The sequence below is a fragment of the Cognatilysobacter tabacisoli genome (assembly GCF_003586305.1).
GTDB classification, from domain to species: Bacteria; Pseudomonadota; Gammaproteobacteria; order Xanthomonadales; family Xanthomonadaceae; genus Cognatilysobacter_A; species Cognatilysobacter_A tabacisoli.
The window spans coordinates 556,853-570,608 of sequence record NZ_KZ987400.1; the positions used below are offsets into that span (position 1 = coordinate 556,853).

A 13,756-nucleotide genomic window follows, 5' to 3' on the forward strand; every position below is an offset into this window, starting at 1 on the left:
CCGCGGAGCGATGCGCAAGGAACGGATAGCGGGCGCCTTCGGGCGCCCGCTATCGTTTGGGCCATGGACACGACCACCGACCGCACCGCGACCGCCCGGCCCGTCACGCGCCCGGCGTCCGACCACGTCTCCCACACCGCGCGGATGACCGCCCGCCGCCCGCCGACGTCCGACCGCCCCGCGCCTGCCGACGTGCTCGACCGCGCCCGCGCGCTGCTCGACGCCGGCGAGCCGACGCTGGCCGAACTCGCGCGCACGCTCGGCCTCGGCGCGACGCAGCTGCAGCGCCGCTTCACCGCGCGATTCGGCCTCAGCCCGTCGGCCTACCTGGCCCAGCGCAAGCTCGGCGCGCTGCGCGCGGCGCTGCGCGACGGCGCCGACGTCTCCGCCGCGCTGTACGACGCCGGCTACGGCTCGCCGTCGCGCGTTTACGAGGACGGTGCCGCCAGGCTCGGCATGACCCCCGCGCGCTACCGCGCCGGCGGCGTCGGCGAGCAGATCCGCTGGAGCCTGGTCGACACCGCGCTGGGCACCGCGCTGGTCGCGGCGACCGCGCGCGGCATCTGCATGGTCGAGCTCGGCGACGACGGCGAGGCGCTCGAGGCGAAGCTGCGCAGCGAGTTCCCGAACGCCCAGATCGAGCGCGTCGACGCCGGCCGCGACGAGTTCCTCGCTCCGCGCCTGCACGCGGTTGCCGACGCGCTCGCCGGCCGGCACGCGGCGGTGCCGGTGGCGCTGGTCGGCACCGCGTTCCAGAAGCGGGTCTGGGACGCGCTGATGAAGATTCCGGCCGGGCAGACGCGCAGCTATGCGCAGGTCGCCGAATCGCTCGGCGCGCCGCGCGCCGCGCGCGCGGTGGCCAGCGCCTGCGCCGGCAATCGCGTCGCGGTGGTCGTGCCGTGCCACCGCGTCGTCCGCGGCGACGGTTCGCTCGGCGGCTACCGCTGGGGCGTGGCGATGAAGCAGCGCCTGCTCGAGCGCGAGGGCGCGCGCTGAGCGATGCGCCTTCGCACGGCGCGTCGTTGCGCGCGTGCCGCGCCAGCGTCCCGCCCGGTGTCACTGACGCTGCCGTGCGCGCGCCGTTACCCTAGTCGCCGCCGCGCGCCGCACGATGTCCCGCAAGAGCACGTCCCGCGCCGCCTCGATCCCTCCGCCTGAGCCCGCCCCCGATGCGCCACGCCGCCCCCGAAGCCCCGCGCGCCGCGCCCAGCGGGCTGGCGATCGCCGCCGCGCTGCTCACGCTGTACGTGCTGTGGGGCTCGACCTACCTGGCGATCCGCTTCGCGCTCGAGGGCTACCCGCCGTTCCTGCTCGGCGCGATCCGCATGTCGATCGCCGGCGCGCTGATGTACGCGATGCTGCGCTGGCGCGGCGAGCGCGGGCCGACGCGCCGGCAGTGGAAGACCCTCGCGGTGCTGTCGATCTGGATGGTGCTGCTGTCGAACGGGCTGGTGAACCTGGCCGAGACCGAGGTCGGCTCCGGGCTGGCGGCGATCGCCGTCGCGTCGATGCCGCTGTTCGCCGGCGTGTTCGCGATGCTGCGCGGCCGCCACCCGACGCGGATCGAATGGGTGGGACTGGTGGTCGGTTTCCTCGGCGTGATCTGGCTCAACGCCGGCAGCGAGCTGTCGTCGTCGCTGCTCGGGCTGGTGTGCCTGACGATCGCGCCGATCGCGTGGGCGTGGGGTTCGATCTGGAGCCGCGACCAGGACCTGCCGGGCCCGTTCATGTCGGCGGCCGGGCAGATGCTCGCCGGCAGCGCGTGGATGCTGCTGGCCGCACTGCTGACCGGCGAGCGCATCGTCGCCGCGCCGTCGTTCGATGCGACCGCGGCGCTGCTGTACCTGGTCGTCGCCGGTTCGATCTTCGGCTTCACCGCGTACATCTGGCTGCTGCACCACGTGCGCCCGGCACTGGCGACCAGCTACGCCTACGTCAACCCGCCGATCGCGGTGCTGTTCGGCGCGCTGCTCGGCGGCGAGCACTTCACCGCGCACGACCTCGGCGCGATGGCCGTGATCCTGGTCGGCGTGGTGATCATCACGCTGTCGAAGGCGCGCGCCAGTCGCACTGCCGCGCCCCAGCCCGCGGCCGCACCCGCCAGCGAGCCGGCGGCATGAGCCCGTCGGCGGCGCAGGAGCGCCGCGCCGGGCTGTGGATGGCGCTCGGCGCATTCGTGATCTGGGGGCTGATGCCGCTGTACTGGCACCTGCTGAAGGCGGTGCCGTCGTGGCAGATCGTGCTGCACCGGATCGCGTGGGGCGCGATGCTCGTGTCGGCGTGGCTGCTGTGGCAGCACGGACGCGGCTGGCTGCGCGCGACGCTCGCGCGCCCGCGCGTGGCCGCGACGCTGGCGCTGACTGGCGTGCTTATCGCGTTCAACTGGGGCCTGTACATCTGGGCGGTCAACGCCGGCCACGTGGTCGAGACTGCGCTGGGCTACTACATCAACCCGCTGCTCAACGTGGTGCTCGGCGTGGCGCTGCTGCACGAGCGGCTCAATCGCGCGCAGTGGGCCGCGGTCGCGCTGGCCGCGTGCGGCGTGGCGTGGCTGACCTGGCAGTTCGGCCAGCCGCCGTGGATCGCGCTCGCGCTGGCGCTGTCGTTCGGGCTGTACGGCCTGCTGCGCAAGCTGGTGCCGGTCGACGCGGTCGCCGGACTCGGCGTCGAGAGCCTGTACCTGCTGCTGCCGGCGCTGGCCGGGCTGGCCTGGGCCGAAGCCACCGGCCGCAGCGGCTTCGTCGGCCTCGGCGACGCGCCGGCGTGGGGCGTCGGCATCGACGCGCTGCTGGTCGTCGGCGGTGCGCTGACCGCGCTGCCGCTGATCGGCTTCGCCTACGCCGTGCGCCGCGTGCCGCTGTCGGTGGTCGGCTTCCTGCAGTACATCGCGCCGACCCTGCAGCTGCTGATCGGCGTGTTGGTGTTCCACGAGGCGTTCCCGCGCGAGCGCGCGGTCGGCTTCGTGCTGATCTGGCTCGGCCTGGCGGTGTTCGCGATCGACGGCTGGCGACGCTCGCGCGCCCCGGCGCCGGTGCCGGCCAGCGCCGGCTGACGCGAGCGCTCAGGTCGCGCGCAGCGCGTCGGTGACCGGGATGCGCGCGGCGCGGACGGCGGGCATCAGGCCGCCGAGGAAGCCGATCAGCAGCGCCCAAACGAGGCCCTGCACGACCAGCGCCGGCGTCACCGCGAAGTTGAACGCGACCTGGGTGAACGAGCCCGGGCTCAGCGTCGATACGCTGTAGCCGTTGAACAGCACGTACGCGAGCACCGCGCCGACGAGGCCCCCGGTCACCGCCAGCACCAGCGACTCGGCCATCACCGAGGCAATCACCGGCAGCCGGCCGAAGCCGAGCGCGCGCAGCGTGCCGATCTCGCGCGTGCGCGACGACACCGCCGAGTACATCGTGTTGAGCGCGCCGAACAGTGCGCCGAACGCCATGATCACCGTGATCACGTTGGTCAGCAGCCGGATCAGGAACGTCAGCGATTCCGACTGCGCGCTGAAGTAATCGAGCTCGCGCTCGACGTCGACCGTCAGCTGCGGGTCGTCCTGCAGCCGCGCCTTGAGGCCGTCGAACGACGCGGCCGAGTCCAGCTGCACCAGCACCGACGAGTAGCCGCTGCGGTCGAACGCGTTCTGCACCGCCTCGGTGTCGGCCCACAGCTCGGACTCGTGGCCGTCGCCGTTGGACGCGAACACGCCGACGATCGTCCACGGGGCGCCCTTGAACACCAGCACCTCGCCGACCGCGAGGCCGTCGAACTGCCGCTGCGCGCTGCGCCCGACCATCAGCTCCTGCAGGCCGGGGCGGAAGCGCCGGCCCTCGACGATCGCGACCTCGGGCCGCAGCTCGAACGCGTTGGGCTCGACGCCGCGCAGGGTCACGTTGGTGCCGCCGGCCTCGCCCTTGCGGGCGACCTCGGTGATCACGATCAACTCGCCCGACGCCAGCGGCAGGCCGTCGCGGCCGCGCACGACCGCCGGGTCCTGCTTGATCAGCGTGACCAGCCCGCGCTCGAGGAAGCTCGACAGCTCGGCGTTGCTGCCGGCGCGCAGCACGATCGCGCGGTCGTCACGGCCGGTGGTGCCGAGCGTGCGGGTCAGGCCGGCCGACATCGACAGCATCGCGACGAGCACCGCGACGACGCCGGCGATGCCGACGACGATGACCAGTGAGGCGCCCCACCGCTGCGGGATGCTCTGCAGGTTCATCGCGACGATCTCGCGGGTCTGGCGCAGCGCGGTCATTGGCCGATCTCCGTGCATCCCGCCGAGCCGTCCCTGGCGCACCGAACCGGCCCGCGCATCCCTGCGCGGGCGCTCAGCGGCGCGCGCCAGTGCCGCGCGACAGCCCCGCTTCGCCCCCACCGCTGCGGGATGCTCTGCAGGTTCATCGCAACGATCTCGCGGGTCTGGCGCAGCGCGGTCATCGCGTCACCGCCCCGCCAGCGCGTCGACGATCTTCAGCCGCATCGCGCGCAGCGCCGGCGGCAGGCCGACCGCGGTCGCCAGCACCAGCACCGACACCGCGACGAACACCCACACGCGCCGGTCCGGCTGCAGCGGCGGGAACTCAGGCGGCAGCCCGGCGGTCACCACCGCGGCCAGCGCCATGCCGAGCGCGGCGCCCAGCGTGCACAGCAGCAGCGCCTCGGCCAGCACCAGCCACAGCACGGTGCGGTCGGTGAAGCCCAGGCACTTGAGCACCGCGAGTTCGGGGATGCGCTCGCGCACCGCCTGGCTCATCGTGAAGCCGGTCAGGATCAGGATGGTGAAGAACACCGCGCCGGAGATGGCGTTCATGATGAAGCCGATGTCGCCGAACTGGCGCAGGAAGCCGAGCTGGAAGTCCTGCTCGTTCTGGCTCTTGGTCTCGTCGGCCGAATTGGCGAAGCGGCGGTCGATCTCGGCGGCGACGCGCGGCGAATCCAGCGGGTCGGCCACGCGCACGACGAACACGCCGGCCAGCCCGCGCGCGCCGGCGCTGCGCGCCTCGTCGAACTGGCCGTAGTTGAGGTACATCAGCTGCGCGCGGTCCTGCCACTCCGCGTCCTTGCCGTCGAAGATGCCGACCACGCGCCACTCCCACACGCGCGAGCCGTCGGCCTTGGTCCAGATGAAGCTGTTGAGCGGCACCACGTCGCCGAGCTTCCAGCCGTACTTCTCGGCCAGCTTGCGGCCGACGATCGCGCCGTCCTGGGTCGACACGAACGCGCGCCACTGGTCCTCGTCCATGACCCACTCGGGGTAGGTGTCGCGCAGGCGCTGCGGGTTGACCGCGAACTGCGGGAAGCCGGCGCGCTCGTCGCGGTACTGGCCGCCGAAGAACTGCGAGTGGCCGACGCGCTCGACGCCCGGCACCGACTCGATCTGCGGCATCAGCCGCATCGGCAGCGGCTGGGTGAAGCTGGTCTTGGCCTGCACGATCAGCCGGTTGGCGCCGAGGAAATCGGCACCGCCGGCGAACAGCGAGTTGACCGCCTGCAGCAGCCCGAGCAGCAGGAACGCCGCGGTCAGCGACAGCAGGGTGAACGCCGTGCGCGTCTTCTTGCGGAACAGCGCGCCCCAGACCAGCGGGAAGTACTTGCGGATCATCGTCGGCGCCCCTTCAGTGCGGCGACGGCTCGTCGACCAGCGTGCCCTTGTCCAGGTGCACGGTGCGGCGCGCGTACTCGGCCGCCTTCGGGTCGTGGGTCACCATCACGATGGTCTTGCCGAACTCACGGTTGAGTCGCTGCAGCAGGGTCAGCACCTCGTCGGCGGTCCTGCGGTCGAGGTCGCCGGTCGGTTCGTCGCAGATCAGCAGCAGCGGGTCGGACACCAGCGCGCGCGCGATCGCGACGCGCTGCTGCTGGCCGCCGGACAGCTCGTTCGGCTTGTGCCGCGCGCGGTCGCCGAGCCCGACCAGCCCCAGCGCGATCTGCGCGCGCCGCGCACGCTCGGACGCGCCCATGTCGGTCAGCAGCAGCGGCAGCTCGACGTTGCGCTGCGCGGTCAGCACCGGCATCAGGTTGTAGCTCTGGAAGATGAAGCCGACCGTGTCCGCGCGCCACGCGGCCAGGTCGTCGCCGGACAGGTCGTCGATCGCGACGCCGTCGACGCGCAGCTCTCCGTCGCTGGGCGAGTCGAGCCCGCCGATCAGGTTCAGCAGCGTGGTCTTGCCGGAGCCGGACGGACCCATCAGCGCGACGAAGTCGCCGTGCGGGATGTCCAGGTCGATGCCGTGCAGCACCTCGATGCGCTGCTTGCCGCGCTCGTAGGCCTTGGTCAGCGCGCGGATCTCAACCAGCGGCCGCGCTTCGGGCGGCAGGTCGGGCGCCGCGCCGTGGACCGGACGATGCTCGGCGTCCATCGGACTACTTCGCGTCCGCGCCGGCGACGGTCACGCGCTGGCCGTCGCGGACCTTGGCCGGATCGATGACGACGGCTTCGCCGGGCTTCACGCCCGACGCGAGCCGGCGGTCGGCGTCGCGGGTTTCCGCGAGCGCGACCTCGCGCGCGTCGGCGGCGCCGTCGACGACGACGAACACCGTGCCGCGCGTCGCCTTGGCCGCGCCCTTCGGATCGGTGCCCTCGGGCAGCACGATCGCCTTCGACGGCACCCACACGCCGGTCGGCTTCGGCGCGTTGGCGGCGTTCTTCTCGAGGAAGCTCACGCGCACGCCCATGTCCGGGACAATGCGCGGGTCCTTCTCGGCCAGCGAGATGCGCACCTTGACCGTGGCCTTGCTGCGGTCGGCGGTCGGGATGATCGCGATCACCGCGCCGGGGATGCGCCAGTCCGGGTACGCGTTGAGCACCGCCTCGATCGGCATGCCCGGCTGCACGCGGCCGATGTAGGCCTCGTTGACGTCGACCTGCACCTCGAGCGAGTCCATGTCGACGATCGTGCCGATGCCGGTGCGGGTGAAGCCGCCGCCGGCCGACACCGGCGACACGATCTCGCCCGGCTGCGCGGCCTTGGCGGTGATCACGCCGGCGAACGGCGCGCGCACGATGGTGTTGTCGACGCCGAGCGCGGCGACCTCGAGCTGCTCGCGCGACACCGCGACGTTGCGCTGCGCAGACGCCAGCTGCGCGCGCAGGGCGTCGCGCTGCGCGAGCGCCTGGTCGTACTGCGCGCGCGACACCAGCTGCTGCTGCACCAGGCTGCCGAGCCGGCGCGCATTGGCCTCGGCCTCGCGCAGCTGCGCCTGCACCTGGTCGATCTGGCTGCGCGACGCGGCCAGCTGCGCGGCGGCGAGCTGCTGCTGCGCGCCGGCGTCGATCGGATCGAGCCGCGCCAGCACCTGGCCTTCCTCGACGCGCTGACCTTCCTCGATCAGCACCTCGCGGACCTTGCCGGAGATCTTGGTCGACACCGTGGCGATGCGGCGGGCGACGATGTAGCCCGACGCGTCGAGCACCGACGCGTTGGCGGGGTCGGCCGCGTCGCGCGCCGGGACCGTCTCGACCGCGACCGGGCGGCGCATCGCCAGCACCGCGAGCAGCGCCACCACGACGACTGCGGCGCCGACGACGAGCGGCCACTTGCGTCGGCGGGGCTTCTTCGCCCCCGACTTGCGCTCGATGCGCAGTTCCTTGAGGGCGTCTTCGGGGCGGCTCATGCGGGGGCGTCCTGGCGATGGGGGCGTGCGCGGGGCAGTGTGGCCGTGCTCGGGTGCGCCGCCAACCTGCCGGTCGTCACCTTCGCAGTACGCCGGGACCGGCGCTGCGGAGGCGCGGCCGCGGCGGCGTCGCCGCGGCGGACCGCGTCGATCGCGACGGCACCCAGCATCGACGAGCAGCGGGGCCGTGTCACCTGACGACTGTCATGGCATCGGCATGACGCGCGCGACTGCCGGCGCCGCGAACGGGCGCCTAACGTGGTCGCACCGTCCCCGCTGGAGTGCGCCATGCCGTCCCCGTCCCCGGTCCTCGCGCGCCTGCACGGCGCCAGCAAGCGCTACGGCGAGGTCGTCGCGCTCGACGGCGTCGACCTCGAACTGCGCGGTGGCGAAGTGACCGCGCTGCTCGGCGCCAACGGCGCCGGAAAGACCACCGCGGTGGGCCTGCTGCTCGGCCTGCTGCAGCCCGACGCCGGCCGCGTCGAGCTGTTCGGCACCACGCCGCAGTCGCTGGCCGCGCGGCGCGGCATCGGCGTAATGCTGCAGGCGAGCGCGCTGCAGGACACGCTGCGCGTCGGCGAACTGCTCGAGCTCACGCGCAGCTACTACGACGCGCCGCGCAGCGTCGCCGACTGCGTCGCGCTCGCGGGCCTCGACGGCCTGCTCGGCCGCCGCTACGGCGCGCTGTCGGGCGGCCAGCAGCGGCGCGTGCAGTTCGCGCTGGCGATCTGCGGCCGGCCGCGGGTGCTGTTCCTCGACGAGCCGACCACCGGGCTGGACATCCACGCGCGGCAGGGACTGTGGCGCGCGATCGGCGAGCTGGTCGGGCAGGGCGCCTCGGTGCTGCTGACCACCCACTACCTCGAGGAGGCCGAACGCCTGGCCGACCGCGTCACCGTGCTGGCCCGCGGGCGCGTCGTCGCCGACGGCGCGATCGACGCGGTCCGCGCGCACGTCGTCCGCCGTCGCGTGCGCTGTGTGTCGACCCTCGACGCCGCCGCGCTCGCCGGCTGGCCGCAGGTGTGCGAAGTACGGCGCGACGGCGAGCGGCTGGAGCTGGTCGCGCACGACGCCGCCGAGCCGCTGGTGCGGCGGCTGCTGGCCGAAGACCCCGGCCTGCGCGAACTCGAAGTGGAGCGCGCCGGCCTGGCCGACGCGTTCCTGGCCTTGACCGGCGACAACGAACTGAAGGAGGCCGCGTGATGGACACGATGATCGACACCACTGCCGCACCCGCCGCCGCACCCGCCGCGGTCGCGCCGCGCCGCCCCGCGCGCATCCGCAGCTACTGGCTCGAGGCCAAGTACGAGTTCGTGCGGCTGCTGCGCACGCCGATGTTCGCCGTCCCGACGATCGCGTTCCCGGCGCTGTTCTACCTGCTGTTCGGGGTCGCGCTGGGCTCGCGCGGCGACGGCCAGGCCGCGCAGTACCTGCTGGCCACGTATGGCGTGTTCGGCGTGATGGGCGCGGCGCTGTTCGGCTTCGGCGTCAGCATCGCGGTCGAGCGTACGCAGGGGCTGCTGGCGCTCAAGCGCGCCCTGCCGATGCCGCCGGGCGCCTACCTGCTGGCGAAGATGGCGATGGCGATGCTGTTCTCGACGCTGGTGTCGCTGCTGCTCCTGCTGCTGGCGGCATCGCTGGGCGGGGTGGTGCTCGACCCGTGGCAGTGGGCGCTGCTGCCGGCGATCCACGTGGCCGGCGCGCTGCCGTTCTGCGCGATGGGGCTCTACCTGGGCACTCGCGTCAGCGCCAACGCGGCGCCGGTGGTCGTGAACCTGCTGTACCTGCCGATGGCGTTCCTGTCCGGGCTGTGGCTGCCGCTGCGGGTGCTGCCGGACGCGCTCGCGGCCGCCGCGCCGGTGTGGCCGGCGTACCACCACGCGCAGCTCGCGCTGAAGGTGGTGGGCATGGATGCCGGGGGCTCCATCGCCCTGCACGTGCTCGTGCTGGTGGCCTTCACCGCGGTGTTCTTCGGGCTGGCGCGCGCGCGCCTGGCGCGTCGTGGCTGAGCGCGGCGCGGGCCCGTCGACGCGGTGGCATCATCGGCACCGTTGGCCGCATCGCGGAGTGCGCATGAACGGCGGGGGCGTGGCACGGTTCGTCCCGGCGTGGCTGCAGCCGGCGCCCGATTCGATCGCCGCCACGCTGCGGCGCGAGGGCAAGTCGCCGTGGTCGGACGCGGTGCACGTGCTGTGGTCGGCGTGGATCTTCATCACCCCGGCGTTCTCGCCAGCCGGCTACGACGCGCGCTGGCTGGTGGTGACGGTGCTGTCGTACCCGGTGTTCCTGCTGCTGTTCGCGATGACGCTGCTGGCGCCGCCGCGGCAGGTGCCGCGCTACGCGCTCGGCATGGTCGCGATGAGCCTGGCGCTGCTGCCGTGGTACCTGTCGGGCCTGAGCTACTTCGTGTTCGGCTGCGTGATGCTCAGCCGCGGACAGCCGCACTCGCTGCTGCGCCACGCCGCCGTGCTGCTCGCGCTCAGCGCGGTGCTGGTCGGCTACGCGGTGTGGCTGGGCTATCCGTGGCAGGCGGTCGCGTGGCTGCCGCTGGTGACCCTGATCGTCGGCTCGGTGGTCCAGGTCGATTGCCTCAACCAGCGGCGCGACGCCGCGCTGCGGCTGTCGCAGGAGGAAGTGCGCCGGCTCGCCGCGACCGCCGAGCGCGAGCGCATTGGGCGCGACCTGCACGACCTGCTCGGGCACACGCTGTCGCTGGTCGCGCTCAAGTCGGAACTGGCCGGCAAGCTGGTCGAGCGCGACCCGACGGCCGCGCGCAGGGAGCTGGCCGACGTGACCCGCGTGGCCCGCGAGGCGCTGACCCAGGTGCGCAGCGCGGTCACCGGCATCCGCGCGGTCGGGCTGGCGAGCGAACTGGCGTCGGCGCGGCTGCTGCTGGAATCCGACGGCGTGCATTTCCATTACGCGCTGGCGCCGGTGGTGCTGCCGCCGGAGGTCGAGGCGGTGCTGGCGCTGACCCTGCGCGAAGCGGCCACCAACATCCAGCGGCACGCGCGCGCCCGGCGCGCCGAGGCGGCGCTGGAGGTCGCCGGCGACGCGGTGGTGCTGCGCGTCGAGGACGACGGCCGCGGCGGCGACATCGCCCCCGGCAACGGGCTGTGCGGCATGCGCGAGCGGATCGAGGCGCTCGGCGGGCGGCTGCGCGTCGACGCCGCCCCCGGCCGCGGCACGCGCATCGAAGCGATCCTGCCGATGCCGCGCCCGGCCGACGGCGTGCGCGGCGACGCCCCGCCAGCGCCCGCGCACGCGCCCGGACCCGGCGACGCCGCCTCGTCCGCGGCGGCGTAAGCGCGCGCGGCGATCTGCGGTAACGTGCCGCAGGGCCAACCGGCACGGGGTGCGCGCAATGATCGGGGTGCTGCTGGCCGAGGACCAGGCGATGGTGCGCGGCGCGCTGTCGGCGCTGCTGAAGTTGGAGTCGGACCTCGACGTGCTCGGCACCGCCGCCGACGGCGAGGCCGCGTGGCGCGACGTGCAGCGGCTGCAGCCGGACGTGCTGGTCACCGACATCGAAATGCCCGGCCTGACCGGATTGGAGCTCGCGCAGCGGATCGCCCGCCACGGGCTGGCCACGCGCGTCGTCGTGCTGACCACGTTCGCGCGCCCGGGCTTCCTGCGCCGCGCGCTCGACGCCGGCGCGCGCGGCTACCTGCTCAAGGACGCGCCCGCCGAGAACCTCGCCGAGGCGATCCGCCAGGTGCACCGCGGCGGCCGGGTCATCGATCCGCAGCTCGCGGTCGACGCGTGGGGCGAGCCCGACCCGCTCAACGAGCGCGAGCGGCAGGTGCTGCGGCTGGCCGGCGAGGGGCTGTCGGCCGGCGACATCGCCGCGCAGCTGCAGCTGTCGGCCGGCACCGTGCGCAACTACCTGTCCGAGGCGATCGGCAAGCTCGGCGTCGGCAACCGCATCGAGGCGTACCGGCTCGCGCGGCAGAAGGGCTGGCTGTAGGCGGGCGCGGGCCGGTCTACAGTGCTGCCCAATCGCACGGCAGCGGGCGCGAGCCCGCCTTGCATCACCCGCAGCGCGACTTCAACAGCGCATACGCCGCGCGCAGGCCCTGCGCCTCGCCGCCGGCGGGGCGGCCGGGGCGGTCGGCGTCGTTCCAGCTGTAGACGTCCAGGTGCGCCCACGGCTGGGTCGGCGGCACGAAGCGGTCCAGGTACAGCGCCGCGGTGATGCTGCCGGCCATCTTCGACGGCCCGCCGTTGGCCAGGTCGGCGATGCCGCTGGCGAGATAGCGCAGGTACGGGCGCCACAGCGGCATCCGCCACAGCGGGTCGCGCAGCTCGCGCCCGGCGGCGAGCCACGCGTCGGCGACTGCGTCGTCGTTCGCGTACAGCGCCGGCAGGTCCGGGCCCAGCGCGATTCGCGCGGCGCCGGTCAGCGTGGCGAAGTCGAGCACCAGCGTCGGCGACTGCTCGACCGCGTACGTCAGCGCGTCGCACAGCACCACGCGGCCCTCGGCGTCGGTGTTGTCGATCTCGACGCTGATGCCGGCGCGGGTCGCGATCACTTCGCCGGGGCGGTACGCGTTCGGCCCGACCGCGTTCTCGACCGCCGGCACCAGCAGGGTCATGCGGATCGGCAGGCGGCGCGCCATCACCAGCTCGGCCAGCGCGATCGCGTGAGCGGCGCCGCCCATGTCCTTCTTCATGTTGCGCATGCCGTCGGCCGGCTTGAGGTCGAGGCCGCCGGTGTCGAAGCACACGCCCTTGCCGACGATGACGACGTGCGGGTGCGAGGCATCGCCCCACGCCAGCTCGATCAGCCGCGGCGCGCGGTGGCTGGCGCGGCCGACGGCGTGGATCGCCGGGAAGTTCTTCGCCAGCAGGTCGTCGCCGCCGACCACGTCGATCCGGGCGCCGAAGCGCTCGGCGAGTTCACAGCACACCTGCTCGAGCTGGTCGGGGCCCATGTGCTCGGTCGGCGTGTTGACCAGGTCGCGCACGCGCACGCACGCGGCGAGCTGGTCGAATACCTCGGCGATCGCGTCGCCGTCGGCATCGACCTGCAGCAGCGCCGGCGCGCGCGGCGCCGCCTTGTAGCGGCTGAAGCGGTAGCTGCCCAGGCCCCAGCCGAGCTGCAGCGCGGCGAGCGCCGCCGGCTCCAGCCCGTCGGGTGCGCGCCAGCGCAGCGCCGGCAGCGCGAACGGCGCGTGCGCGTAGCCGAACGGATCGAGCGGGTCGCCGATGCCGAGCACCGCGGCCGCCGCCGCGCCGCCGTCGCCCGGCAGCACCAGCGCCGTGCCCGGCGCGCCCTCGAAGCCGTGCGCGTCGAGCCATGCGCCGGCGGCCGCCGGCTGCGCGGCCTTCCAGTCGGCCAGCGTCGCGCGCGACACCAGGTGCAGGGGCAGCGCGTCCGCGCCGGCGTCGGTGTAGCCCAGGGGCAGGTTCATGCGGCGGCGTTGTCCGTCTGCAGGGCCGCGTCGAGCCAGTCGGCCAGCGCGGCGAGGTCGGTGAATTCCAGGTCCGGGCGCAGCGCGGCGTGCGGCCACGTGCGTCCGTCGCGGTTGATCCAGCAGCTGCGCAGCCCGGCGCGGTGCGCGCCGACCACGTCCATCTCGATGTCGTCGCCGACGTGCAGCACGTGGGCCGGCGGCACGTCGAGCCGCGCGCACGCGGCGTGGAAGATGCTCGGGTCGGGCTTGGCGGCGCCGTGCTCGCGCGCGCCGAGCTGGAATGCGAAGCGGTCCATCAGCCCGATCCGCACCAGGTCGGCGTTGCCGTTGCTCAGCGCCGCCAGCGGCACGCGCGCGGCCAGCCGGTCGAGCGCGTCGACGGTGTCGTCGTAATGGACGACGTCGCAGCGCGCGGCGAAGAACGCGTCGAACGCCGGCTGCGCCAGCGCGACGTCGTCGCCGGCGGCGGCGAGCATGCGCTCGAGCGAGATCATCCGCTGGCGGGTGAAGTCATGCGCCAGGTGCGGGTGCTCGCGCGCGACCTCGTCGCGCAGCGCGCGCATCGCCTCCAGCGGGAACCGTTCGGCAGTGCGCGGGGCGTGCCGGCGCAGCCACTGGCCGAGCACGGTTTCGGCGCGCAGCACCACGGGCGCGATCGGCCACAGGGTGTCGTCTAGGTCGAGGGTGATCGCACGGACGGGAAAAGGCGCCATGAGCGCATTCTAGCGCCG

At 73.8% G+C, this 13,756-nt stretch carries 13 protein-coding genes; 7 read left to right on the forward strand and 6 right to left on the reverse strand.

The features are described 5' to 3' along the window. Positions 1–63: 63 nt before the first annotated feature. The 3 genes from D3A60_RS02380 to rarD all read left to right on the forward strand — a co-directional run bounded on the left by D3A60_RS02380 (position 64) and on the right by rarD (position 3,052). Complete coding sequence (locus D3A60_RS02380) at positions 64–996, forward strand: bifunctional transcriptional activator/DNA repair enzyme AdaA (RefSeq protein WP_231120365.1); 933 nt, start codon at positions 64–66, stop codon at positions 994–996. Positions 997–1,169: 173 nt separating this feature from the next. Then, a complete protein-coding gene (gene yedA, locus D3A60_RS02385) occupies positions 1,170–2,120 on the forward strand; it encodes a drug/metabolite exporter YedA (protein ID WP_119717092.1) in 951 nt (316 codons plus the stop codon). After that, entirely contained in the window at positions 2,117–3,052 is a 936-nt protein-coding gene (rarD, locus tag D3A60_RS02390) for an EamA family transporter RarD (protein ID WP_119717093.1), read from the forward strand. The genes yedA and rarD overlap by 4 nt, the downstream gene beginning before the upstream one ends. Before the next feature lie 9 nt (positions 3,053–3,061). On the opposite strand, the gene D3A60_RS02395 is transcribed toward rarD, so the two are convergent. From D3A60_RS02395 to D3A60_RS02415, 4 genes are all read right to left on the reverse strand, one after another. Next, on the reverse strand, positions 3,062–4,249 hold the full coding sequence (locus tag D3A60_RS02395; RefSeq protein ID WP_119717094.1) for an ABC transporter permease: 1,188 nt from the start codon (positions 4,247–4,249) through the stop codon (positions 3,062–3,064). 186 nt (positions 4,250–4,435) lie between these two features. Beyond that, complete coding sequence (locus D3A60_RS02405; protein WP_119717096.1) at positions 4,436–5,596, reverse strand: ABC transporter permease; 1,161 nt, start codon at positions 5,594–5,596, stop codon at positions 4,436–4,438. A gap of 13 nt (positions 5,597–5,609) precedes the next feature. Continuing rightward, positions 5,610–6,281 (reverse strand): ABC transporter ATP-binding protein, encoded by a 672-nt coding sequence (locus D3A60_RS02410; protein WP_231120400.1) that lies wholly within the window; start codon positions 6,279–6,281, stop codon positions 5,610–5,612. A gap of 76 nt (positions 6,282–6,357) precedes the next feature. Then, the gene (locus tag D3A60_RS02415; RefSeq protein ID WP_119717098.1) at positions 6,358–7,608 is read right to left on the reverse strand and encodes an efflux RND transporter periplasmic adaptor subunit; all 1,251 of its coding nucleotides are present in this window, start codon (positions 7,606–7,608) and stop codon (positions 6,358–6,360) included. 288 nt (positions 7,609–7,896) lie between these two features. Here D3A60_RS02415 and D3A60_RS02420 point away from each other — a divergent pair, with 288 nt between their 5' ends. The 4 genes from D3A60_RS02420 (at position 7,897) to D3A60_RS02435 (ending at position 11,575) form a co-directional block, all read left to right on the forward strand. Then, complete coding sequence (locus D3A60_RS02420; RefSeq protein WP_119717099.1) at positions 7,897–8,811, forward strand: ABC transporter ATP-binding protein; 915 nt, start codon at positions 7,897–7,899, stop codon at positions 8,809–8,811. After that, the gene (locus D3A60_RS02425; protein WP_119717100.1) at positions 8,811–9,617 is read left to right on the forward strand and encodes an ABC transporter permease; all 807 of its coding nucleotides are present in this window, start codon (positions 8,811–8,813) and stop codon (positions 9,615–9,617) included. The genes D3A60_RS02420 and D3A60_RS02425 overlap by 1 nt, the downstream gene beginning before the upstream one ends. 64 nt (positions 9,618–9,681) lie before the next feature. Further along, positions 9,682–10,914 (forward strand): sensor histidine kinase, encoded by a 1,233-nt coding sequence (locus D3A60_RS02430; RefSeq protein WP_407062749.1) that lies wholly within the window; start codon positions 9,682–9,684, stop codon positions 10,912–10,914. Positions 10,915–10,972: 58 nt separating this feature from the next. Next, entirely contained in the window at positions 10,973–11,575 is a 603-nt protein-coding gene (locus tag D3A60_RS02435; RefSeq protein WP_119717101.1) for a response regulator transcription factor, read from the forward strand. A 64-nt stretch (positions 11,576–11,639) separates the two neighbouring features. Here the strand turns inward: D3A60_RS02435 and D3A60_RS02440 are convergent, their stop codons facing one another. Continuing rightward, positions 11,640–13,022: a leucyl aminopeptidase family protein gene (locus tag D3A60_RS02440; RefSeq protein WP_119717102.1), complete on the reverse strand. Its 1,383-nt coding sequence runs from the start codon at positions 13,020–13,022 to the stop codon at positions 11,640–11,642. Then, positions 13,019–13,738, reverse strand: coding sequence for an HAD family hydrolase (locus D3A60_RS02445; RefSeq protein WP_119717103.1), 720 nt, complete (start codon positions 13,736–13,738; stop codon positions 13,019–13,021). The genes D3A60_RS02440 and D3A60_RS02445 overlap by 4 nt, the downstream gene beginning before the upstream one ends. Positions 13,739–13,756 lie beyond the last annotated feature (18 nt).